Here is a 22,152-nt window from a genome sequence, read left to right as displayed (position 1 = left end):
TGTTCAAAAACGAACAAAAAATGCCCTTTAGAGATTCATTTTGAACGATTTGACGCTACACTGCTTTTTTTATCTTTCTCGCTGCCAGCTTCTTATTTCAAGCCGGAAAAATGATGAATCGGGTGAAAAATCGACCTCTAACGGTTATTTTTCACCCGCTTTTTTAGAATTGCTATGCAAAAGTATCGTATTTTTTTAAGATTTCTTTGCTAACTATTTGTCACGACGTTCTATTGAGCGCAAAAAAATGAAATTCAGTCAGCCTATTCACTTAGTGTTGTCGCTTAATGAAAAATATGTCGTATCCAAAACACGCTTTCTGGCATGATTAGCGATTTCTGATAACATAAAAAAATTCGACGTCGCATCAAAAAATGATGTGCGTCGAATTTTTTGTCGTTATTTACGTTTATTGCCTTTTGGTTCACCTTTAATAATCGCTTTTGCTGGTGCCTCTTTTGCTTTTTTCACAATTGTATAAGCGGTATAGCCACTATCTTTTTCAAATTCGCGACAATATGTTTTTTCTTCAGACATTGCCGGTACAATTTCTTTGAAGCGACGATACGTTGCAAGAACGACCTCGCGCTTTACGCCCGTTTCGTATGCTTTTTCAATTGCTTGGAAAAAAGCGATGACGTCGACGATTTCTTGTGATGACCATTCGAGTGAAAATGGATATGAATATTCCATAAAGTTCCCTACCTTTTTTAACGTTGTACCGCTATTGTACACGTTAAAATAGCAACCAAGCAACAAACGGACAAAGAACCGCACCTAAAATGGCACTCAGCGTCATCGATACCGAGCCAATCGAGAGCGTTTGCTCACCGTATTCTGTCAGCTTACTCACACCAATGCCATGCGAGGCACTCCCCATCGATACACCGCGACTAACAGGTGTATCAATGTTAAACAGTCGGTAACAAAGTGGGCCACAAATCGCGCCTACAATGCCGGCCACAATAACGAAAAATACCGTAAACTGTGGAATGCCACCAATCATCGCACTAATTTGTAGTGCCACTGGTGATGTAATGGATTTTGGTAAATAGCTAAGCATTACCGCATCCTCTAATTTCATAATCCACGCCATGAGTAGCACTGTCAGCATCCCAGCTAGCATTGCAACGCCTACACAACTTAAAATGATTTTTCGATTTTTCATAATCGTGTCCCACTGTGTATATAGTGGATAAGCCATCGCGACAACAGCTGGCCCGAGCAGCCAATTAATAAACTTGCCGCCTTCCATATACGTATCATACGGAATATGTGCCAGTGCGAGCACAACAATTAATACAATCGTCGATGTTAAAATCGGAAATAAAAATGAAATACCTGAACGCTTGTAGAGCCACGTCATCAACATAAAAATCCCAACTGTCAGTGCAATAAAACTAATCGCGACCATGTGCATTCCCCTCCATTTTCCGTGCAAGCTTACCGGTTAATACGAGCGTAATAAGCGTACTAATGGTCACAATCACAACGAGAATGACACCGTAGCCAGATAACAGCTCTGGATAATTCATAATACCAACTGTTGCCGGGATAAAGAGTAATGTCAAAATCGGCAGTAAAAAGCCCGCGCCCTCTTTGACAAATTTGGCGGGCATAATGCCACTTAGTAAGCACCCTAACAATAAAAGTAAGCCAATGATGCTCCCAGGTAACGGGATATGTAGCCACTCGACGAGTACCGTACCAATCCAACAAAATGCATACAGTACAAAAATTTGAATGATGATTTTTAAATATTTCATTTTCCCACCACCTTTTCCAACAATTGTATAATCAAACGATTGCACTCGTCAAAGGAAAATGAATAACATCTCATTTCAATGTAAAAAAAGAGGCTAGGATTTCCCTAACCTCTTTTTTAGAAATTAAATATCTTTGTTTTCGTGTGCACGATCTTTTTTCAGTAATTTAGATAGCAGTTCGTAAACAAGTGGTACGACGATTAATGTTAAGACCGTCGAACTAATTAAACCACCGATTACCGTAATCCCCATCCCTTTTGAAATAAGACCAGCGCCCTCGCCACCAATTGCTAGTGGCACTAATGCAGCAATCGTTGCAATGGCTGTCATCAGAATCGGACGTAGACGTGTCGCACCCGCTTCAAGAATCGCTTCTCGTAGTGATAAACCGTCATGTTCCATATGGATAATACGGTCGACCAGCACGATGGCGTTCGTGACAACGATACCGACGAGCATCAGTACCCCGATTAATGAAGATACACTGATTGTTTCACCAGCAATCCATAATGCGACAAGCGCACCGATTACAGTGAATGGTAATGAGAATAAAATCGAGAATGGTGCAAGACCTTCACCAAATGTTACAACAAGTACAAAGTAAACAATCGCAATCGCTGCCGCAATCGCAAGACCAAGTTGAGAGAATGTGCTTGCGATGTCTTCTGTGACACCACCAGCATCAATTGTCACACCGTTTGGTACATCGATTTTATCGATTTCTTTTTGTACAACTGAACCAACGCCAGAAATATCTTTATCCGTTACAGTAGCTGTTACTGTCGCATAATATTTACCGCCGCTACGTGTGATTTCTGTTTGCGTTTTGTCTTTTTTAACATCGACTACTTCGCTTAGTTTCACTTTTTCACCAGTTGGTGTTGTAATTTTTTCAGCTAATACTTTTTCAAATGTATCAGGACTTGTTGCCGCTGTTTTCAATTGAACATCGATTGTTTTACCGTCTTCTTTAATCGTTGTTAGTGTCGTTGCCTGCACATTTGGATTGATTGCCATTGCGATTTGGCTGGTAGTTAAACCAAGCTCATTGGCACGTTTTTGATTTACGACTAATGTTTTTTCATCATACTCTTCAGATAATGACGATTTCACATCTTTTAAATCGTTATTTTTTTTCATCACTGCTTCCATGTCTTTAATGACTGGGCGCATGTCCTCGATTGTATTACCGTGGACAGAGTATGATAATTCGCTATTTGATGAGCCCGTGAAGTTTTGTTCTTTCCATTCACCCGGTACATCAATTGCTTGGATTTTCTTCACTAATGCCGTTTTCTTATCCGCAAAATTTTCTGTGTCTGGGTCGTAAATGATGTATACTAAACCACCATTACCGCCGCCACCCATCATTGGGTTTGAGCCACCAATTGATGTTTGAATGGTCTCTACATCTGGTGCGTCTTTAATGATTTTTTCAGCTTTATCAATGTCTTTAATGACTTGATCGCGCGTTTGACCAGGTTCTGGTGTATACGTCACATAAGCCATTTTTTGTTCATCATCTGGTAGGAAGCTAAAGCCTACAAGTGGTGCTAGGAATAAGCTACCGACTAATAATGCAATGGCACCAATTGATGTTACCCATTTATGGTCTAAAATCCATTTTAAAGCACGTTTGTAGCCACGTGCCATTTTGCCATGCTCTTCTTTTTTATGCGCACGTTCAGCAGGCTCTTTATATAGTTCCTTTTTGAATAGTGAATGCGCAAGTACAGGAACGACGGTAATCGCTACAAGTAATGATGCGAATAACGCAAAGCCCATTGTAAGTGCGAATGGTAAGAATAATTCGCCGACCATACCGCCTACTAAACCGATTGGTAAGAATACCGCTACCGTTACGATTGTTGACGCTAGAATTGGGCGGAACATTTCAAGTGTTGCCGAACGGATTAATGCACGACCACTTAATTTTTCATCTTTTGAATACAGACGACGATAAATATTTTCGACGACGACAATTGAGTCATCAATAACCCGACCGATGGCAACGGTCATTGCACCAAGCGTCATCATATTTAGCGTAATATCCATCTCTTTTAAGAAGATAACCGCGATTAATAATGACAATGGAATCGAGATAATCGAAATAATTGTTGAACGGATGTTACGCAGGAATAGCATAATAATAACTACGGCTGCTAATGCCCCAAACAACGCTTTTTCAAGCATTGTGTTCACTGATTTTTCGATTGGGTCCCCTTGGTCTAAGGTAACGTCGATTTTGACATCTGGATTTTCTTTTTCAAATGCTTTTGCTGCGTCTTTCACTTCTTGCACAACATCAACTGTGTTAGCATCTTGTGCTTTTACGACTTGAACAGCAATCGCATCTTTCCCGTTTGTACGTGAAACCGACTCTACTTCACCAACTAATTCCATTTTCGCAATGTCTTTTAGTTTTACAGTAGATGGTTTTGCTGCCTCAGCTTGAGCTGCTGCCGCTTGTGCTTGGTCCGCACCAGCCGCTTGTTGCGCTTGACCTTGAGAAGCCGCTTGTGCTGCGCTAGCTTGTGTAGAAGCTGCGCTTTGCTGTACAGGAATTTCTAAGTTTTTCAATTTCTTTAATGTTGTCATTTTACCGTCGACAACAACTGATTGCTCGGAATCTTTAAATTCAAACATACCTAGTGGCGCTGTCGTATCCATCGCTTGGATAAATTGCTTCACAGAATCCTCTGTTAAGCCATTCGCCGCTAATTTTTTGTCATCAAACTCAAGCTCTACTTTCTTCACTTGTTGACCTGATAATGACACCGAAGAAACGCCATCTAATTGTTCCATTTTTGGCTGTAAATAATCTTCTGCTGTTTTTGTTAATTCGGTAATATCTTGATCTGTTGAAGACACACTAAGTGCCACAACGGGGAATGCATTTAATGATAAACGGTCAATCGTTGGACTTTCCGCTGTCTCAGGCAGTTCGACCTTTTCTAATGCTTCCTTGATGTTTTGGCGCGCCTCTTTCATATCCGTACTGTAGTCGAATTCTACTTGGATATTCGACATATTTGAATAAGAAGTAGACTGAACTGTTTTCACGCCTTCTAAGTTTGCTACAGCTTTTTCATAGGGGGTCGATATATCTTCCTCCACTTGTTCTGGAGTAGCACCCGGATAAACTGTCGCTACCGAAATAATTGGTACCGAAATATCCGGAATCGATTCACTCTTCATATTTAGACCTGAATAAACGCCTGCACATGCTAGAATAATCGTCATGAGCCATACTGCTAGCTTATTTTTCAGGACAAATTTGACAAAGCCATTCAAAGTAAAACACCGCCTCTTTCACATAATTGACTAAGCGGTCATCATTCATTATAATAATGACCAGATAGTCATTACTTTAATAGTAATGACCGTATAGTCAAAAGTCAATTTTAAAGGGAGGTTGCTACGACCATGTCGAAAAAAGAGCTGATTATCCAAAAATCAAAAGAATTATTCTCGACAAAAGGGATCGAACAAACTTCCATCGAAGATATTACAAAAGCTTGTAAAATATCAAAAGGTGCCTTTTATTTGTCATTCAAATCAAAGGATGCATTGATGCTTGCGATTGTCGATAGTATTATTCGTGAGGTCATTGTTCATATCCAACAATTAAATGATGAAGAGATTTCTTCGCATGAACGGCTTGAGCGATACTGTGCTTATAATTTTTCAATATTAGAACAGCATGCCCCACTTGTTATTATGTATTTACAAAATCAACCTATTTCAAACGATGATTTATTGGCCCATATTTCGCAGTTTGGGCTACAGATTGAAAAATATGTTTTAATTTTTTTAGAGGATGCCTATCCGTTCGTACCGAAAGAAAAAGTATATGATTTAGCAATTTATTTAAACGGACTCATTAAAGGCTTCGGTGAATTTTTCTTTAATAAGCAAATTCCGTATCAATTTGCTGACGTGGCGTCGCATATTATGCACTGTCTAGATGCTCTAGCACAGGCAGAACTAGCCGTTTTTGTGAACGCGGAATTATATGAAAGTAATCGTAAATCCCCCTTCCACTTTAAGCCTGAGGAAATGACGATCATCGAATTAGAAGAAATTGAGCGCTGCCTTGTCTTATATGATGACCACCCATTTTATAAGGAGACCTTACTTGTATTAAAAGAGGAATTACAGCGCGACGAGCCGCGTAAAGCTCTGTTAGCAGGCATGACGAATAATTTAATGCAGGAAAAAGAATTACAATGGCTCGCTACCCTACTTAAACAAACACTTTAAAAAAAGAGAAATCGCGCAATTGCACGATTTCTCTTTTTTAGTTAACTGCGTACTTTTTTAAACACTGTGTACCCAAAACCAACAGCAACAATTAGTAACCAGACTAATAGAATACCTGTGTTTTGGAATTTAGCTGTTAAAAACGTTACGACAAATGTTACCACCGCAATGATGATAAACATAAGCCATAGTTTGCCTGTATTCACAAAATCTCCCCCTATAATGAAGGTGCCTTCCCACCATCAATATTGACGGCAGTACCTGACACGTATGAGGCCGCATCTGAAACGAGGAAGGTAATGACATTTGCTGCCTCTTCCGTTTTTCCAATACGTCCTAAAGGAATGTCTTCGCCCATTTTAGCAGAAAATTCGTCCCACGTTAACGATGGATGCGATTGTTTCCAAATTTGTTCGATTTGTGCGCTACGAATGAGCCCAATGCACACCGTATTGACACGAATATTATATTTTCCTAAGTCCTTGCTCGCTGCATTGACAAGCGCCTGTCCTGCAGCACGACTCATCGACGTTGGAAGAGAGTTTGCACCTGGGGTTTTGCCGGCGATAGCGGTGACATTCACAATCGCTCCGCCACGTGTTTTCATATGCGGCAAGGCCATACGCATCGTATAAATGGCAGCGAATACTTTTAGTGCGACATCTTGCTCCCAAAGCTCCTCTGACACATCATCAAAAGCCTTTGCAGCCGCGGTACCTGCATTATTGATCAAAATATCGAGCTGTCCAAAATGCGTTACCGTTTCTGCGACAAAGCGCGCACAATCTGCCTTATTTGTCATATCTGCAACAACGGTAAACACCTCTTGACCTGTTTCATTGAAAAGATAACGTTTCGCTTTTTCAAGACCTGCTGCATCGCGCGCACAAATGGCCACGCGTACACCTTCTTGTGATAACTGTAGTGCGGTTTGAAGTCCAATGCCTTTACTGCCACCTGTAATCATGGCGACCTTACCAGCTAAACCTAGTTGCATAACAGTCTCCTCCTTCGTTTCCTATTATTATAGCAAATGAACATGGAGAAGTTGTGAAGGAACCTTGTAGGAACTACGACGAAATCATGCGGACGGCTGAACAAATGCCCATAATTTTTCAGCAACTTCCTGTGCATAGTCCTCTGCACGAACCGTACTGCCTATATCCCAGTCTGCATACGCACCATACATACCCCAGCTCAGCACAATGGCATCGAGCTTTTGCCCATGCAGTAAATTGGCAAAAATACGCTCTAGTTGGCCCTTCACTTTTTCCTCAATCATTTGTGTAAACGTATTATACCCTCGTCTACAGTGTGTATTCATCGATTCATGAATCTCTACAATTGATAAAAACATGCGCTTCATTAAATCCGTACTCAGCTGCTCCTGGCATGTGAAATACGTTTTCATGACGGCACCTGTTTGTTCCGTTAATACACTATCTAATAGCTCATACTTATCAACAAAATGTGCATAAAACGTCGCGCGATTAATCGTCGCAAGCTCTGTGATGTCCTTCACCGAGATTTGGTCAAAATTTTTCATTTTAATTAATTGATTAAAAGCATCAATAATGAGCTGGCGTGTACGAATCGCACGTGGGTCGGTTGTTTGCGTTGTCATAATCGTCATCCTTTCAGCAACAATTTTTCAAAAGTGTTGTGTAAGCGACAAAATTTGGTAATTGTTTATTGTAGCATTTGCCACTTCGCTTTATAGTATAACTATACAACAGCTGTTGCTTATAAAACAACTGTTTGAAACATTCAAGGGAGGCAATCACTATGTTACCAATTCATACAATTCAATCAATCACATTACAACGTGGAGACGGCCGTAATTTACGCTATGTTTTGCAATTACGCGACCCAATGGACAATGATCCATTCATCATCTTAGCAGATGACAAATTTGCGCATAACACGTTTGCCGATCACCCACATAAAGGGATGCAAACAGTGACATACGTTTTAGAAGGCAGCTTAACACATTATGATAGTAAAACAGGCGGCGGTGGTAGATTAGCAGAAGGCGACTTCCAAATTATGACCGCAGGACGTGGCATTATTCATAATGAAAATCCAGACCCAGGCAAAGAAGTTCGCGTGCTACAACTTTGGGTGAATCTTTCATCTGACAATAAAAAACAACCAAGTAACTATCAAGACTTACCACATGACAACGCACCCGTAAAAGCAATTGATGGCGGTCAAGTAACGGTCTTTGCTGGTGACGTGGATGGCACTACTTCTCCACTTGCGTTATTAACACCATTTGTCTTTGCAGAAGTAAAACTTGAAAAAGGTGCTCGCTACGAGTTCCCTGTTAATGCCGGCTTTAATACGTATTTATACGGACTTGATGGTGAATTCAGTATTAACGGCGAAGCATTAAAAGCATTTGATACGGTTCACTTTGATATCACTAAAAATGAGGATGTCATTGTCATCGAAGCAACAGAAGATGCAACGATTGTCGTCTTTAGCGGCGAGCCAATTAAAGAGCCAGTCATCGCCCAAGGTCCATTCGTTATGAACACACAGGAAGAAATAAATGAAGCATTTGCAAGCTATCGCAACGGGACGTTTTTAGAAGGCGTACCTTACTAGGAGGAAATGAAAATGAAAATTGAATTTTATGCAGATTTTACTTGTCCATTTAGCTATATGGGAAAACGTCGTTTAGATGAGGTCATCGAAGCAAGTGACGAGCCGATTGAGTTTGAATTGAAAGCATTCCAGCTAACACCGGAGGCACCAACTGAAAATACGATGCGTACCGTTGATTTATTAGCGAAAAAATTCGGCAAAACACCAGCGGAAACAATGGCAACAACTGCACGCCTTCGTGACCAAGCCGCCCAGGAATACGGTCTTGAATACAATTACGACACGATGCTTGCACCAAATACGAAAAATGCACATCGCCTTGCAAAATGGAGTGCACAGTTCGGCAAAGCACAAGATATGACAGAGCGCTTCTTCGCTGCGATTTTCACACGCGGCTTAGATTTAAATAAAGAAAGTGATTTACTACAAATTGTCGAAGAAGCAGGTCTTGATGTCGCTGCTGCAAAAGAAGTACTTCATTCAGATGCCTATGCACAAGAAGTTGATGCAGACCGCCAAGAAGCTGCACAAAATGGTATTCGCAGTGTGCCGAGCTATGTATTCGACAATAAACTTGTAACAGGTGCTCAACCACTTTCTGTATTCTTACAAGCCATTAAAGCATAATAAAAAAACACTTCCGATATGGAGGTGTTTTTTTATTGGGTTACATGTGATGAGGAACTGATTCATGCTAAAGCCTCCTTGCTCGTAAGCTCACTACTCGTTGTAGCATCTTCTTCCGGTATGCCACTCGCATGAACTTTACCAAAATCCACGTATTAGATAGTAGTTGAACGGATTGCACTTTAAGTTAAATTTCATGTCCGTTCAAACGCTCTTTTCATTAACACAAAAAGCCCCCGACCAGAGTCGAGGGCTTTTACTTAGTTAAAATTATTTTTTACCTAAGATATGGATTGGGTTACCAAGTGCTACTTCTGCAGCTTCCATAGTGATTTCACCTAAAGTTGGGTGAGCGTGGATTGTCATCGCGATATCTTCTAGCGTCATGCCGCCTTCAATAGCAGTTGCCATTTCAGCGATCATATCAGAAGCACCAACACCAACAATTTGAGCACCGATTAATAAGCCATCTTCTTTACGACCTACTAATTTTACGAAGCCTTCCGTTTCGTTAAGTGCTAACGCACGACCGTTTGCGCCGAATGGGAATTTACCTGTTACAACTTCGAAGCCTTCAGCTTTCGCTTCTTCTTCGTTTAAGCCAACAGTTGCCATTTCAGGATCTGTGAAGCAAACAGCAGGAATTGCTAAGTAATCTACGATTGATGTTTCGCCAGCGATTGCTTCAGCAGCAACTTTACCTTCGTAAGATGCTTTGTGAGCTAATTGTAAGCCAGGTACGATATCACCGATAGCATAAATGTTTGGTACTGATGTACGACCTTGGTTATCAACTTTTAATAAACCGCGTTCGCCGAATTCGATACCCGCTTCTTCAAGACCCATTTCGTCAGTGTTTGGACGACGACCTACAGTTACTAATACATAATCAGCTTCAACAGATTTTGCTTCGCCGTTTACTTCGTAGTTTACTGTAACGCCAGTTTCTGTTTCTTCAACGCCTTGTGCAAGAGCGCCAACTTCAACAGTAACACCTTTCTTTTTAAGGCCTTTTTTCACGATTTGAGTCATCGCTTTTTCGAAACCAGCTAAGATGTCTTTGCCGCCTTCAAGGATTGTTACTTCAGAACCTAGGTTAGCGTATGCTGAACCAAGCTCAGTACCGATGTAACCACCACCGATTACTACTAGTTTACCTGGTAGTTCAGTAAGGTTAAGAGCACCTGTAGAGTTAAGAACACGTTTAGAGAATTTGAACGTTGGGATTTCAACTGGACGTGAACCTGTAGCAAGGATTAAGTTTTTGAAGTTATAGTGTTGTGAACCAGTTTCAGTTGCAACTGTTAATGAGTTAGCAGAGTTTAAATAAGCTTCACCCATAACTACTTCGATACCGTTACCTTTTAATAAACCAGACACACCGCCTGTTAATTTCTTAACAACGCTTTCTTTGAATGCTTGTGCTTTAGCGAAGTCAAGTTGTACTTCTGGCACGACAACACCCATGTCTGCTGATTCTTTAGCATGTACATAGCGGTGACCTACAGAGATCATTGCTTTAGATGGGATACAACCTACGTTTAAGCAAACGCCACCTACATATTCTTTTTCAATAACTGTTACTTTTTGTCCTAGTTGTGCTGCGCGAATCGCTGCAACATACCCACCAGGGCCTGCACCAATTACAATTGTGTCTGTTTCGATTGGGAAATCTCCTACTACCATTTGTTTTACGCCTCCATTAATAATAATTCAGGATCGCTCAATAAGCGTTTGATTAGATTCATAGCATTTTGAGCTGTAACCCCGTCAATCATGCGATGATCGAAGCTCAATGATAATGCTAACACAGGTGCTGCTACAATTTCACCATCTTTGATAACTGGTTTTTCCGCAATGCGGCCAACACCAAGAATAGCAACTTCGGGATGGTTGATTACCGGAGTAAACCATTGACCACCTGCAGAACCGATATTAGAAATTGAGCATGATGCACCTTTCATCTCATTCGATGCTAGTTTACCATTTCTCGCTTTGTCTGCCAATTCGTTAATTTCATTTGAAATAGCGAAAACAGATTTGCGATCCGCATTTTTTACGACCGGAACGAGTAAGCCACGCTCTGTGTCTGCTGCGATACCTATATTATAATAATGTTTCGTAATAATTTCCTCTGTTTCGTCATCAAACGAGCAATTTAATGCCGGGAATTCGCGTAAAGCGCTCACAAGGGCTTTAACCACATAAGGAAGGTATGTTAACTTAATTCCTTTTTCTGCCGCTACTGCTTTAAATTTCTTGCGGTGTGCAACAAGTTCTGTCACATCGACTTCATCCATTAATGTTACATGCGGTGCTGTATGTTTTGAGTTAACCATTGCTTTTGCGATAACGCGACGCATCGCTGAAATTTTCTCGCGTGTTTCTGGGAATTCACCTTCTGAAACAACTGGTGCTTGTTTTGTTTCCGTAGCTGGTGCTTCGGTTGTTACTGCTTCTTCAGCTGGTGCTTCGGCTGCTTGTTGACCACCATTTTTAAATGCTTCGATATCTTCTTTTAACACGCGACCGTTTTTGCCAGAGCCTGTTACTTGTGTGATATCAACGTCGTTTTGACGCGCAAATTTACGAACAGAAGGCATTGCGATAACGCGGTTTGTGCCAGCAGGTTTTACAGTTTCTGCTTCAGATGCTTCTTTAGAAACTTCTTTCTTCGGTGCTTCTTCTTTTGGCGCTTCTTCTGTTTTTGGTGCTGCTTGTTCAGCTGATTGTTGAACTTGCTCTTCCGTTGCTTCCTCGTCATCTTTATGACCGTGAAGCTCTAAATCTTCATATCCTGGTGCGTCAATTTCAAGTAAAACCGTACCTACTGTTGTTAGTGTACCTTCTTCTACAAGAACTTTTTCGATTGTACCTTCTACTGGAGATGGGATTTCTACGACTGCCTTGTCGTTTTGTACTTCGGCTAAGATTGTATCCTCTTCGATTTTGTCTCCTGGTTTAACGAACCATTTAACGATTTCTCCCTCGTGAATACCTTCACCGATGTCTGGTAAGCGGAATTTATATGACATGTGCAATTCACCCTCCTAATATCTATTTTCAAAAAACGTTTATTTTCATGATAAGAGAGAAGCATTTACACAATTTGCGCAAATGCTCTCTTTAATTTTATTAGAATTCTAAAACTTTTTTAGCTGTAGCTAACACATCTTTGTAGTTTGGTAACCAAACTGACTCAGCTTGTGGGAATGGATAGATTGTGTCAGGTGCTGCGACACGTAGTACAGGTGCTTCTAATGAAAGAATGGCACGTTCGTTAATTTCAGCAATTACTTGTGCTGCGACACCTGCTTGTTTTTGTGCTTCTTGTACAACGATTGCGCGGTTTGTTTTTTCAACAGATGCCACGATTGTTTCAATATCAAGTGGTTGAATCGTACGTAAATCGATTACTTCTACTGAGTGACCTTCTTTTTCTAACTCTTCTGCCGCTTTTAATGATTCGTGAACCATTGCGCCGTAAGTGATGATTGAAAGGTCTGTACCTTCGCGTTTCACATCTGCTTTACCAAGCTCGATTGTGTATGATTCTTCCGGCACTTCTTCACGGAATGAACGGTATAATTTTAAATGCTCTAAAAATACAACAGGGTCATTGTCGCGAATTGAAGCGATTAATAAACCTTTTGCATCGTATGGTGTTGAGGGTACAACTACTTTAATACCTGGTTGTTGTGCAATTAAACCTTCTAAACTATCTGAGTGCATTTCTGGTGTATGCACGCCGCCACCGAATGGCGAACGGATTGTTACAGGTGCGCTTAAGTTACCACCTGAACGGTAACGTAAACGCGCTAATTGACCAGAGATTGAATCCATTACTTCATATACGAAGCCAAAGAATTGAATTTCAGGAACAGGACGGAAGCCTTCAAGTGCTAAACCGATTGCTAAACCACCAATACCTGATTCTGCAAGTGGTGTATCGAATACGCGACCCTCGCCGAATTCTTTTTGTAAACCTTCAGTAGCTCGGAATACACCGCCGTTTACGCCGACGTCTTCACCGAATACTAATACGTTTTCGTCGTCTTTTAACTCACAACGTAGAGCATCTGTAATTGCTTGAATCATTGTCATTTGTGCCATCGGTTATTTCGACTCCTTCTCTGCGTAAATTTCATATTGTTCTTTTAAGTTAGCAGGCATGCTGTTTTCATCATGCATGATTGAAATTAAGTCTGTTACTTTTTGTTTTGGAACACTATCTGCTTCTTTAATTGCTGCTTTGATTTGCTCTTTCGCATCTTCAATAACAGCCTCTTCTTTTGATTGATCCCATAAGCCTTTTGCTTCTAGGTATTTGCGGAAACGGATGATTGGGTCTTTTTTGCCCCATTCTTCATCTGTTTCAGAAGTACGGTAACGAGTTGGATCATCACCAGCCATTGTATGTGGGCCGTAACGGTAACATACTGTTTCGATTAATGATGGGCCTTCGCCTCTTACTGCGCGTTCGCGCGCTTCTTTCGTTGCCATGTACACCGCTAATGGGTCCATACCGTCAACTTGGATGCTTGGAATACCAGCTGCAATCCCTTTTTGCGCTAATGTTTTCGCACCTGTTTGTAAGTGACGAGGTGTTGAAATCGCAAATTGGTTGTTTTGGATAATGAATACAGCAGGTGATTTGAATGCACTTGCAAAGTTAATTCCTTCGTAGAAGTCCCCTTGTGAAGAACCGCCATCGCCTGTGTATGTTACAGCAATTGCTTCTTTACCACGTTTTTGTAAGCCTAATGCCACACCAGCAGTTTGTACATATTGTGCACCAATAATGATTTGTGGTGATAATACGTTTACGCCCTCAGGTGATTGACCGCCTGCAAAGTGACCGCGTGACCATAAGAATGCTTGTGATAATGGAACACCGTGCCAAACGATTTGTGGTACGTCACGGTAGCCTGGTAAAATCCAGTCCGCTTTCTCTAATGCGTAGTGAGAAGCGATTTGTGATGCTTCTTGACCTGCTGTTGGTGCGTAGAATCCTAGGCGACCTTGGCGGTTTAATGAGATTGAGCGTTGGTCTAAAATACGCGTGAAGACCATACGGCGCATTAATTCGACTAATTTTTCATCTGATAGTTGTGGATCTAAATCCGGACTAACGATTTCCCCTTCTTCGTTCAAAATTTGAACCATTTCAAACTTTTCTTCGATTTCTTGTAAGTTTTTTACGGCATCGAAAATTGATTTGTTTGCTGACATTCTCTCACATCTCCTTTGAAACTGTATTATATTTAATGTTGTTTTTTATTAGTACAACTAATTCATGAACTTAGTATACATAATAGAATTTCGTTCGTCAATCATATAGTTAGCTTGATTTTTAAACTTTTTTCTTACTACACCATTAAAAAATCGTCTGTGCTGTATTACATTAATTTATAATACTGTATTATATCAGGGTCATTTTTTGTCCCAAAAATGGTAATACAGCATTAGTACACATTTCACGAAGCTTCCGTTATTGCACGATACGCTTAGTCATGTATACTAAAAACATAGCGAAACGAAAGGAAGAACTGAACGATGATTTTAATGAAAGACATTATTCGCGAAGGTCACCCGACTTTACGTGAAAAAGCTACAGAATTAGCATTCCCTCTTACAAACGACGAAAAACAATTAGGCGAAGACTTATTACAATTCCTTATTAATAGTCAGGACCCTGAATTAATGGAAAAATACGATTTACGCTCGGGTATCGGCATTGCCGCCCCACAAGTAAATGTTAGTAAACGTATTTTTGCACTTCATCTACCAGATGATAAAGGTAACTTAATTAGCATGGTTGTTGTAAATCCAAAAATCGTTAGTCATTCAGTGGAAAAAGCGTATTTGCCAACTGGTGAGGGCTGTCTATCTGTTGACCGCGAAGTACCAGGCTATGTACCTCGCCCACAACGTATTACAGCGAAATTTTTTGATTTAGATGGTAATGAACATAAAATGCGTCTTAAAAATTTACCAGCGATCGCATTCCAGCACGAATTAGATCACTTAAATGGTGTGATGTTCTATGACCATATCAACAAAGAAAATCCATTCTTTGAAGCACAAGATTCACATCCACTTGATTAAGTTTTATCTATATAAAAGGAGGACACCTACAATAGGCGTCCTCCTTTTTTTAAATTAATCCAATTTTTTTCATCGCTTTTGATAAGCCATCATGGTCGACATGGTCCGTCACAAATGTTGCGGCGCGCTTTGCTTCGTCTACACCGTTGCCCATCGCCACACTAATGCCACGCTCTGAAAAGGCCTCAAGCATTTCTTTATCATTTAAGCCGTCACCAAAAACGACGACATCTTTTGCTTCAAAATCTGTATGTTTTAAAAACTGCTCAATGCCATACGCCTTTGAAACGCCTTTATTAATAACATCTAATGAATATTCGTGCCAGCGGATAAAATGCAGCTCAGGAAACGCCTTACGATAATCTGCTTCAACCGCCGCATCACCGTAAAGTAAAATTTGATAAATTGGTTTTAGGCTATACGCTTTTGGTGCTACAGTCGGCATCGGATAAAATAATGAATCCATGCTAACTTGTACTTCATGCGTATTAATAGTAGAAGACATTTTTTCGTCGTCTAAAAAGACAAGCGGACTATCTTCTTTATACGCCATGTCCACCATGCGCTCCATCGTTTCAAGCGGCAGTGGACTTCCTGAAATTAATTTTCCTTTGTATACAACATACTGTCCATTAAAACTCACATACGAATCTACAGCGAGCTCTTTCGCTACTTCTTCTAAAAAGTAAGGTGAGCGACCCGTTGCAATCGCCACCTCATGACCATTCGCACGTGCTGCATCAATTGCCTCACGCGTTGCTTGTGGTAGCTCCTTGTTTGAATTGTATAGTGTTCCGTCGATATCAAAAAATAAAATTTTCTTTTCCATCTGGCACGCTCCTTCTATGTCGATATGCTCTTTACATCAAAAAAATTTTTCTGTAAAATATTTTACTGAATTATTAGCACAAAATGGCTAATAAAATTGAGCAAACGTTTCATGCGCCCTGGCCATTTTTATGGAGGGCTTTTCTTTATTTTAAAGGACTAACATGATAATATAAAGGAAATGCAATTATTTTGAACGTATTAAAGGAGACAATAACACAATGATTTACAAAGTTTATTACCAAGAAAACAAGCTTGAGGTACCAGTTCGCGAAAATACTAAAAGCCTATATCTTGAAGCGGTTGACGTGCGTGAAGTACGTGAAAAACTTCAAGATCGTAACTACAACATCGAATTAATTCAATTGCTTGAAGGTAACTACCTAGAATATGAACAAGCAAGTGAAAACTACCGTTTGGAGAAATTTGACTAGATGAAATTTGTCAAAAACGACCAAACTGCTGTTTTCGCACTCGGCGGACTGGGCGAAATCGGCAAAAATACGTATGCAATTCAATTCCAAGATGAAATTATCTTAATTGATGCAGGAATTAAATTCCCAGAAGATGATCTTCTAGGAATCGATTATGTAATCCCTGATTACACGTATCTAAAACGCAATGTAGACAAAATCAAAGGTTTATTCGTAACACATGGCCACGAAGATCACATCGGTGGTATTCCTTATTTATTACGCCAAATTAACATTCCTGTTTATGGTGGTAAATTAGCACTTGGTCTTTTACGTAACAAACTTGATGAGCATGGTCTACTACGCACAACAAAATTAATTGAAGTGGCAGAGGAAGATGTGATTAAATTCCGTAAAACATCGGTTAGCTTCTTCCGCACAACGCACAGTATTCCAGACGCATTAGGTGTTGTTGTTAAAACACCGCCTGGTAATATCGTGCATACAGGTGACTTCAAGTTTGACTTTACGCCAGTTGGCGAACCTGCTAACTTAACAAAAATGGCTGAAATCGGGAAAGAAGGCGTTCTTTGCCTACTATCTGATAGTACGAATGCTGAACGTCCTGAATTCACCATGTCTGAACGTAAAGTTGGCGAGTCAATTGACGAAATCTTACGTAAAGTAGAAGGTCGTATTATCTTTGCGACATTCGCATCAAATATTCACCGCTTAAAACAAGTAACAGATGCTGCTGCAGCTCACGGTCGTAAAGTTGCAGTATTTGGTCGTAGTATGGACAACGCGATTACAATCGGTCGCGAACTTGGCTATATTACAGCACCAAAAGAAACATTTGTTGATGCGCAAACAATTAACCGTTTGCCAGCGAACGAAGTCATGATTTTATGTACGGGTTCGCAAGGTGAGCCAATGGCAGCACTTTCTCGTATTGCTAATGGTACGCACCGCCAAATCCAAATCCAACCAGATGATACAGTCGTATTCTCTTCTTCACCAATTCCAGGGAATACAACAAGCGTGAACAAAATCATCAACCTGCTATTCCGTGCAGGCGCTGACGTTATTCACGGTGCGATTAATAATATCCACACATCTGGTCACGGCTCTCAACAAGAGCAAAAATTAATGCTTCGCCTAATCAAACCTAAATTCTTCATGCCAATCCATGGTGAATACCGCATGCAAAGCATGCACAAACAATTAGGAATTGATTGTGATGTTCCTGAAGATAATATCTTCGTTATGGAAAACGGTGAAGTATTAGCATTAAGCTCAGACTCTGCACATGTTGCAGGTCGTATTCCATCAGGTGATGTATACATCGATGGTAACGGTATCGGTGATATCGGTAACATCGTTTTACGTGACCGTCGCATTCTTTCAGAAGAAGGCTTAGTTATCGTTGTTGTAAGCATCGATATGGAAACAAAACGCCTTGTGTCTGGTCCTGACATTATTTCACGTGGTTTCGTTTACATGCGTGAATCAGGTTCAATGATTAATGAGGCGCAGCAAATGCTGAACCGCAACTTGCAACAATCACTGCAAGATAAATCACCACAATGGTCTGAACTTAAAAACGAAATTACGGATATCTTAACACCGTACTTATTCGAAAAAACAAAACGTCGTCCAATGGTCTTACCGATCATCATGGAAGTCTGATTATAATAAAAAGGCTTGGAATATAGATTCCAAGCCTTTTTTGTTGCGAAAAAACTTATAATTATTCCTTATTTTTCAAATTAATCCTGTATATCTTCCTTATTTGATTCACAGTTATTTCACCTAATATTTTCCATGATATTATAGTACAGTAGGAAATATCAAATTAGAAAGGACTTATCCTATGCTTTCCGCTAGTTTTTATTATTTTAAAAATTTAACACGCTCGGCACTATTATATGTGATGCTTCTCTGCATTGCTGGTTTGCTCTATTCCATGTGGTCAACAGCATCATTAGACGACACCTTTATAACTTATTTTTATTATGGCTTTATTGTCGTCAATCTTTATTTCTTACTAGCCGCTACCTTATTAATGAGCAAGCCAAGCGCTATACAACAATTTTTAGAACGTAGCATCGTACAAAAACAATGTGCCATTTTAGGGGCCTTATTCATTATCAACCTATTGATGGGCATTGGCATTTCCATTATCCTACTGACTCTAGGACAGCAAGTTACGCCAAGTCATCTACTTCATTTCGCCATTATTTTTACATTATCTAATTTATTAGCGGCAACCATTGGCTCCTTCTTCAGTGCTTTATTACCACGTATTGCAGCACTACTTATCGCACTGCTCGTCTATGCCTTCTTTATTTGGCATTCCCTGCAAAATGAATATATGATCAGCGCATTTGAACGCATGTTGACAATTTATGATGATTCTATGATGCGTTGGGAGAATCTTTTAATAGGCGAGGTATTTGATACCTCTTATATTATCGATAAACTAGGCATTGTCTTACTTATCGTAATGGTCATCAGCTTGCTTGGCTGTCTAAAAGCTATATTTAAAAAATGGCAGCTGCTAGGTGGCTTGCTCGTTATTTTAAGTCTAGCTTGCCTCTGTGGATTACTGTCGATGTCAGATAAGCAGGCACAATTTTCCGATGACTATACGCCAACGAAAAAATTCGCGACGTACTATACGATTACGGATTATACAATGAACGTCAATCTACAAAAAGGGATTCAAAATGATGTAACCTTACAAATTACAGCCAAAAAAGATGCAGCAAAAATCCCGCTACAATTATCCCGTTACTTAACAGTGGATACCGTGACAGTTGATGGACAAGCGGTTCCCTATCATACATCACATGACCATCTTATTATTGAACACACACTGAAACAACAGCAACACGCAATCGTAGCGATTACATATCACGGCCACTTACATGCCAAGGATGATTTCGGTGTCCCTATTGTCTATACAAATGACGCCATTAATTTATTAGGTGCGCATTTTGCATGGTATCCACAAAACAATCAAAAAACAGCATTTCATTACAAGGTGACAGCTTCAAATACTACAGCACCACTTTACACAAACTTACATCAGGTGAACACGCACCACTACGAGGGCAAGAGTAATGTTTTTTCATTCGTCTCCTCACCACAATATAAACGACAAAGCTATCAAGGCATCGACTATATTGTACCGAAAAAATATGATGTCAAACTTTATGCCAAATCGATAAAAGCGCTGGTGAAAGAAAGTCCTGGCACTAACGCACATTATCAACAAGTCATCTCGACTTATTGGACAGAATATGATGAAGAATACATGGTTATGGAAAACAACATATTATTTGTAGATGATATCGGAAATTAAGGTGATTTTATGGAAAATGAATTAAGCATACAAAATTTATCATTCAGCTATGGTAAAAAAAGAATTTTAGAAGATATACAGTTTCAATGTCATAATGGTGTTACCGCGTTGCTTGGTAATAACGGAGAAGGTAAATCAACACTATTTTCCATTTTAAGTGGTTTAAACCTTGCTCAGCACGGTCAAGTATTATTAAATGGCGAAGATTTATTGCAAGCAAAAAAATTTCCTTTACATCAAATTGGCTTTTTGCCACAGCATTTCGAAATCTTCGATAATGTCACTGGCTATGATTTTCTGTCGTATATTTTTTCAACGAAAGGCTTAGACCCAGCTAAGAAAAAACAGTATTTAGACGAGACAATTGAAACGTTTCAATTAAATGACGTCATTCATAAAAAATTTAAAAGCTATTCAGGCGGCTACAAGCGTCGCTTAGGAATTGCGCAGGCGATGCTTGGTAATCCAGCGCTTGTCCTTGTTGATGAACCAACAACTGGACTTGACCCAGAGCAACGTGCAGCATTTCGTAATATTTTATTCAATACAAGTCGTCAAACGATGACGTTAATTTCGACGCATATTATTGAAGATGTCGAATTATTCAGTGACAAAGTATTAATCTTAAAAGATAAAAAAATTCGTTATGATGGTTCGGTTGATACATTAATTGATACCGCTAAAGAGAACTTATATGAGCTTGAATTATCGCTCGAACAATTTTTGGCGATTCAACATCGCATAACTGTCATCGAACAAAAACGCGTTAGCGGCGATATCATTAAAGTGAAATTTATCGCAAATGATTCGTCAGAACTTATGCAGCAACGTGCGACGGAGGTTTCGTTAGAAAATGCGTATCTTTACTTCCAAAAAAAATAATGATTTCTTTAATATCTATGACCCCAAAGCTCGCCTATTTATTAGTTGCTTGGTGATTATGCTGCTGATTATTTGTTATACAGCAATTCAGCATTCTACCTTTGCTAGTTTTAACGATTCACAACAAGATGGTGGCTCACAGATTTTAGAAACGCAGTTATTTGACTATATTATTCCTTCGATTGCGGCGTTCGTCATGTTTTTGCATTTTTATGGCGATTACCAAAACAATGTCCATACGATGCTCGCCTATTTAAGTCCGACAGCATGGCATGTGATGCGCTTAAAACGGTATTGCTTATACAGTAGTATTTTTATAGTGGGCTCTTTTGTAAGTGCCCTGCTCTACTACAGAGAACCGACTTTTTTAAGTATAGACAATGTCTTGCTAAGTCTTAGCTATTTACCCAATGCATTCTTTTTAACGACGGTATATCTTATGCTAACTGTTTTAACGAAAAATGCGTATCCTGGATTTTTTGTTATTTTAAGCTATGTCATCGGAGATTATATTACAGACGGTCGTTTATTTTCGATTTTTACGCTCGGTGCTACCACAGCGAATATATTGGACACCTCACTAATTAAGTATCTGATAAATCGACTATTACTAGTCAGTCTTGGCATCGTTTGTCTTATCATCGCCATTCGAAAGAAATAACAGTAACTTTCAATAGCTTCACAACACAAAGAAGGAACCGCTTTTGACGCGATTCCTTCTTTTTTTCAGCTTCTTTTTACACGCGCGTGGTAATTTGTACATGTTGTGCAATATAAGTAGCCTGATGTGCGATACGTTCACGTGCCGCTGCATCCACCTCGTAATGACCATCCGCTAGCTTTGTCACTTGCTTGTCTACTACAAAGACGGTATGCGCAATATGTGTTGCACCAAGCACTGTCACAACGGGCTTCAGTGCATAATCAATCGCTAGTAAATGCCCAATAGAGCCGCCAATCGCAATCGGCCACACTAGCTTTCCTTCTAAGCCCTTTTGCGGAATCAAATCCAGGAAGGTTTTTAAAATTCCTGTGTAAGCTGCTTTATAAATCGGTGTTAAAATGACGACAATATCTGCCGCTTCGACCTTTGCAGTCGCCGTTTTAATCGCCTCACTACCAAAATTCGCTAAAATTAAATCCTCTGCCTGTAGCTGATGGACATATAAGATTTCTGTGGCAATGCCCTGTGCCTGCAAAGCCTGTTCCGCCTGCTGCTGCACCCCTCTTAAACGTGAATAAACTGTATTGCTGCCATTAATTAAAATTGCTTTTGTCATGTATAGCC

22 protein-coding genes are annotated in these 22,152 nt (G+C 39.9%); 9 read left to right on the top strand and 13 right to left on the bottom strand.

What is annotated here, in order from left to right; translation table 11 throughout:
* Nucleotides 1-399 precede the first annotated feature (399 nt).
* The 4 genes from KTHG_RS02445 to KTHG_RS02430 all read right to left on the bottom strand — a co-directional run bounded on the left by KTHG_RS02445 (nucleotide 400) and on the right by KTHG_RS02430 (nucleotide 5,060).
* Nucleotides 400-693, bottom strand: coding sequence for a UPF0223 family protein (locus KTHG_RS02445; protein WP_020189338.1), 294 nt, complete (start codon nucleotides 691-693; stop codon nucleotides 400-402).
* Nucleotides 694-736: 43 nt separating this feature from the next.
* The gene (locus KTHG_RS02440; protein ID WP_020189337.1) at nucleotides 737-1,414 is read right to left on the bottom strand and encodes an LrgB family protein; all 678 of its coding nucleotides are present in this window, start codon (nucleotides 1,412-1,414) and stop codon (nucleotides 737-739) included.
* Nucleotides 1,401-1,766, bottom strand: coding sequence for a CidA/LrgA family protein (locus tag KTHG_RS02435; RefSeq protein ID WP_020189336.1), 366 nt, complete (start codon nucleotides 1,764-1,766; stop codon nucleotides 1,401-1,403). Before KTHG_RS02435 ends, KTHG_RS02440 begins: the two co-directional genes overlap by 14 nt.
* Before the next feature lie 123 nt (nucleotides 1,767-1,889).
* Entirely contained in the window at nucleotides 1,890-5,060 is a 3,171-nt protein-coding gene (locus tag KTHG_RS02430; protein WP_020189335.1) for an efflux RND transporter permease subunit, read from the bottom strand.
* Between the two features lie 132 nt (nucleotides 5,061-5,192).
* On the opposite strand from KTHG_RS02430, the gene KTHG_RS02425 reads away from it, so the two are divergent.
* The gene (locus KTHG_RS02425) at nucleotides 5,193-6,029 is read left to right on the top strand and encodes a TetR/AcrR family transcriptional regulator (RefSeq protein ID WP_020189334.1); all 837 of its coding nucleotides are present in this window, start codon (nucleotides 5,193-5,195) and stop codon (nucleotides 6,027-6,029) included.
* Nucleotides 6,030-6,070: 41 nt separating this feature from the next.
* Here the strand turns inward: KTHG_RS02425 and KTHG_RS21035 are convergent, their stop codons facing one another.
* From KTHG_RS21035 to KTHG_RS02415, 3 genes are all read right to left on the bottom strand, one after another.
* Nucleotides 6,071-6,235 (bottom strand): hypothetical protein, encoded by a 165-nt coding sequence (locus tag KTHG_RS21035; RefSeq protein ID WP_020189333.1) that lies wholly within the window; start codon nucleotides 6,233-6,235, stop codon nucleotides 6,071-6,073.
* Between the two features lie 11 nt (nucleotides 6,236-6,246).
* Complete coding sequence (locus KTHG_RS02420) at nucleotides 6,247-7,026, bottom strand: SDR family NAD(P)-dependent oxidoreductase (RefSeq protein WP_020189332.1); 780 nt, start codon at nucleotides 7,024-7,026, stop codon at nucleotides 6,247-6,249.
* An 84-nt stretch (nucleotides 7,027-7,110) separates the two neighbouring features.
* Nucleotides 7,111-7,653, bottom strand: coding sequence for a TetR/AcrR family transcriptional regulator (locus KTHG_RS02415; RefSeq protein WP_020189331.1), 543 nt, complete (start codon nucleotides 7,651-7,653; stop codon nucleotides 7,111-7,113).
* Nucleotides 7,654-7,814: 161 nt separating this feature from the next.
* Between KTHG_RS02415 and KTHG_RS02410 the strand changes: the two genes are divergently transcribed.
* Nucleotides 7,815-8,639, top strand: a complete 825-nt coding sequence (locus tag KTHG_RS02410) for a pirin family protein (protein WP_020189330.1) — start codon at nucleotides 7,815-7,817, stop codon at nucleotides 8,637-8,639.
* 12 nt (nucleotides 8,640-8,651) lie between these two features.
* Complete coding sequence (locus tag KTHG_RS02405) at nucleotides 8,652-9,266, top strand: DsbA family oxidoreductase (RefSeq protein ID WP_020189329.1); 615 nt, start codon at nucleotides 8,652-8,654, stop codon at nucleotides 9,264-9,266.
* Between the two features lie 270 nt (nucleotides 9,267-9,536).
* Here the strand turns inward: KTHG_RS02405 and lpdA are convergent, their stop codons facing one another.
* The 4 genes from lpdA to pdhA all read right to left on the bottom strand — a co-directional run bounded on the left by lpdA (nucleotide 9,537) and on the right by pdhA (nucleotide 14,498).
* Nucleotides 9,537-10,952 carry a dihydrolipoyl dehydrogenase gene (gene lpdA, locus KTHG_RS02400; protein ID WP_020189328.1) on the bottom strand — a complete coding sequence of 472 codons (1,416 nt, stop codon included), beginning with the start codon at nucleotides 10,950-10,952 and terminating at the stop codon, nucleotides 9,537-9,539.
* Nucleotides 10,953-10,957: 5 nt separating this feature from the next.
* On the bottom strand, nucleotides 10,958-12,301 hold the full coding sequence (locus KTHG_RS02395; RefSeq protein WP_020189327.1) for a dihydrolipoamide acetyltransferase family protein: 1,344 nt from the start codon (nucleotides 12,299-12,301) through the stop codon (nucleotides 10,958-10,960).
* 100 nt (nucleotides 12,302-12,401) lie between these two features.
* A complete protein-coding gene (locus tag KTHG_RS02390; protein WP_020189326.1) occupies nucleotides 12,402-13,379 on the bottom strand; it encodes an alpha-ketoacid dehydrogenase subunit beta in 978 nt (325 codons plus the stop codon).
* 3 nt (nucleotides 13,380-13,382) lie between these two features.
* Nucleotides 13,383-14,498, bottom strand: a complete 1,116-nt coding sequence (gene pdhA / locus KTHG_RS02385) for a pyruvate dehydrogenase (acetyl-transferring) E1 component subunit alpha (protein ID WP_020189325.1) — start codon at nucleotides 14,496-14,498, stop codon at nucleotides 13,383-13,385.
* A 324-nt stretch (nucleotides 14,499-14,822) separates the two neighbouring features.
* Between pdhA and def the strand changes: the two genes are divergently transcribed.
* Entirely contained in the window at nucleotides 14,823-15,374 is a 552-nt protein-coding gene (gene def / locus KTHG_RS02380; protein ID WP_020189324.1) for a peptide deformylase, read from the top strand.
* 49 nt (nucleotides 15,375-15,423) lie between these two features.
* Here def and KTHG_RS02375 read toward each other — a convergent pair whose 3' ends face one another.
* Nucleotides 15,424-16,203, bottom strand: coding sequence for a Cof-type HAD-IIB family hydrolase (locus KTHG_RS02375; protein WP_020189323.1), 780 nt, complete (start codon nucleotides 16,201-16,203; stop codon nucleotides 15,424-15,426).
* Nucleotides 16,204-16,423: 220 nt separating this feature from the next.
* Here KTHG_RS02375 and KTHG_RS02370 point away from each other — a divergent pair, with 220 nt between their 5' ends.
* From KTHG_RS02370 to KTHG_RS02350, 5 genes are all read left to right on the top strand, one after another.
* On the top strand, nucleotides 16,424-16,636 hold the full coding sequence (locus KTHG_RS02370; RefSeq protein ID WP_020189322.1) for a DNA-dependent RNA polymerase subunit epsilon: 213 nt from the start codon (nucleotides 16,424-16,426) through the stop codon (nucleotides 16,634-16,636).
* Entirely contained in the window at nucleotides 16,637-18,304 is a 1,668-nt protein-coding gene (gene rnjA, locus KTHG_RS02365; protein ID WP_020189321.1) for a ribonuclease J1, read from the top strand.
* A 277-nt stretch (nucleotides 18,305-18,581) separates the two neighbouring features.
* A complete protein-coding gene (locus KTHG_RS02360; protein ID WP_139991832.1) occupies nucleotides 18,582-19,982 on the top strand; it encodes a M1 aminopeptidase family protein in 1,401 nt (466 codons plus the stop codon).
* 9 nt (nucleotides 19,983-19,991) lie between these two features.
* A complete protein-coding gene (locus tag KTHG_RS02355; protein ID WP_020189319.1) occupies nucleotides 19,992-20,864 on the top strand; it encodes an ATP-binding cassette domain-containing protein in 873 nt (290 codons plus the stop codon).
* Nucleotides 20,836-21,525 (top strand): hypothetical protein, encoded by a 690-nt coding sequence (locus tag KTHG_RS02350; RefSeq protein WP_020189318.1) that lies wholly within the window; start codon nucleotides 20,836-20,838, stop codon nucleotides 21,523-21,525. The genes KTHG_RS02355 and KTHG_RS02350 overlap by 29 nt, the downstream gene beginning before the upstream one ends.
* 76 nt (nucleotides 21,526-21,601) lie before the next feature.
* Here KTHG_RS02350 and ssuE read toward each other — a convergent pair whose 3' ends face one another.
* The gene (gene ssuE / locus KTHG_RS02345) at nucleotides 21,602-22,144 is read right to left on the bottom strand and encodes an NADPH-dependent FMN reductase (RefSeq protein ID WP_020189317.1); all 543 of its coding nucleotides are present in this window, start codon (nucleotides 22,142-22,144) and stop codon (nucleotides 21,602-21,604) included.
* Between the last annotated feature and the right edge of the window lie 8 nt (nucleotides 22,145-22,152).

Origin of the sequence: Kurthia sp. Dielmo (genome assembly GCF_000307285.2) — a bacterium.
Taxonomy (GTDB): Bacteria; Bacillota; Bacilli; order Bacillales_A; family Planococcaceae; genus Kurthia; species Kurthia populi.
This window is presented reverse-complemented; position numbering and strand designations above follow the sequence as displayed.

What these genes read in the sequence shown, in the direction of transcription:
- KTHG_RS02445 (WP_020189338.1), bottom strand. Translation starts at nt 693, where the DNA reads ATGGAATATTCATATCCATTTTCACTCGAATGGTCATCACAAGAAATC.
- KTHG_RS02440 (WP_020189337.1), bottom strand. Translation starts at nt 1,414, where the DNA reads ATGGTCGCGATTAGTTTTATTGCACTGACAGTTGGGATTTTTATGTTG.
- KTHG_RS02435 (WP_020189336.1), bottom strand. Translation starts at nt 1,766, where the DNA reads ATGAAATATTTAAAAATCATCATTCAAATTTTTGTACTGTATGCATTT.
- KTHG_RS02425 (WP_020189334.1), top strand. Translation starts at nt 5,193, where the DNA reads ATGTCGAAAAAAGAGCTGATTATCCAAAAATCAAAAGAATTATTCTCG.
- KTHG_RS02420 (WP_020189332.1), bottom strand. Translation starts at nt 7,026, where the DNA reads ATGCAACTAGGTTTAGCTGGTAAGGTCGCCATGATTACAGGTGGCAGT.
- KTHG_RS02415 (WP_020189331.1), bottom strand. Translation starts at nt 7,653, where the DNA reads ATGACAACGCAAACAACCGACCCACGTGCGATTCGTACACGCCAGCTC.
- KTHG_RS02410 (WP_020189330.1), top strand. Translation starts at nt 7,815, where the DNA reads ATGTTACCAATTCATACAATTCAATCAATCACATTACAACGTGGAGAC.
- KTHG_RS02405 (WP_020189329.1), top strand. Translation starts at nt 8,652, where the DNA reads ATGAAAATTGAATTTTATGCAGATTTTACTTGTCCATTTAGCTATATG.
- lpdA (WP_020189328.1), bottom strand. Translation starts at nt 10,952, where the DNA reads ATGGTAGTAGGAGATTTCCCAATCGAAACAGACACAATTGTAATTGGT.
- KTHG_RS02395 (WP_020189327.1), bottom strand. Translation starts at nt 12,301, where the DNA reads ATGTCATATAAATTCCGCTTACCAGACATCGGTGAAGGTATTCACGAG.
- KTHG_RS02390 (WP_020189326.1), bottom strand. Translation starts at nt 13,379, where the DNA reads ATGGCACAAATGACAATGATTCAAGCAATTACAGATGCTCTACGTTGT.
- pdhA (WP_020189325.1), bottom strand. Translation starts at nt 14,498, where the DNA reads ATGTCAGCAAACAAATCAATTTTCGATGCCGTAAAAAACTTACAAGAA.
- def (WP_020189324.1), top strand. Translation starts at nt 14,823, where the DNA reads ATGATTTTAATGAAAGACATTATTCGCGAAGGTCACCCGACTTTACGT.
- KTHG_RS02375 (WP_020189323.1), bottom strand. Translation starts at nt 16,203, where the DNA reads ATGGAAAAGAAAATTTTATTTTTTGATATCGACGGAACACTATACAAT.
- KTHG_RS02370 (WP_020189322.1), top strand. Translation starts at nt 16,424, where the DNA reads ATGATTTACAAAGTTTATTACCAAGAAAACAAGCTTGAGGTACCAGTT.
- rnjA (WP_020189321.1), top strand. Translation starts at nt 16,637, where the DNA reads ATGAAATTTGTCAAAAACGACCAAACTGCTGTTTTCGCACTCGGCGGA.
- KTHG_RS02360 (WP_139991832.1), top strand. Translation starts at nt 18,582, where the DNA reads ATGTGGTCAACAGCATCATTAGACGACACCTTTATAACTTATTTTTAT.
- KTHG_RS02355 (WP_020189319.1), top strand. Translation starts at nt 19,992, where the DNA reads ATGGAAAATGAATTAAGCATACAAAATTTATCATTCAGCTATGGTAAA.
- KTHG_RS02350 (WP_020189318.1), top strand. Translation starts at nt 20,836, where the DNA reads ATGCGTATCTTTACTTCCAAAAAAAATAATGATTTCTTTAATATCTAT.
- ssuE (WP_020189317.1), bottom strand. Translation starts at nt 22,144, where the DNA reads ATGACAAAAGCAATTTTAATTAATGGCAGCAATACAGTTTATTCACGT.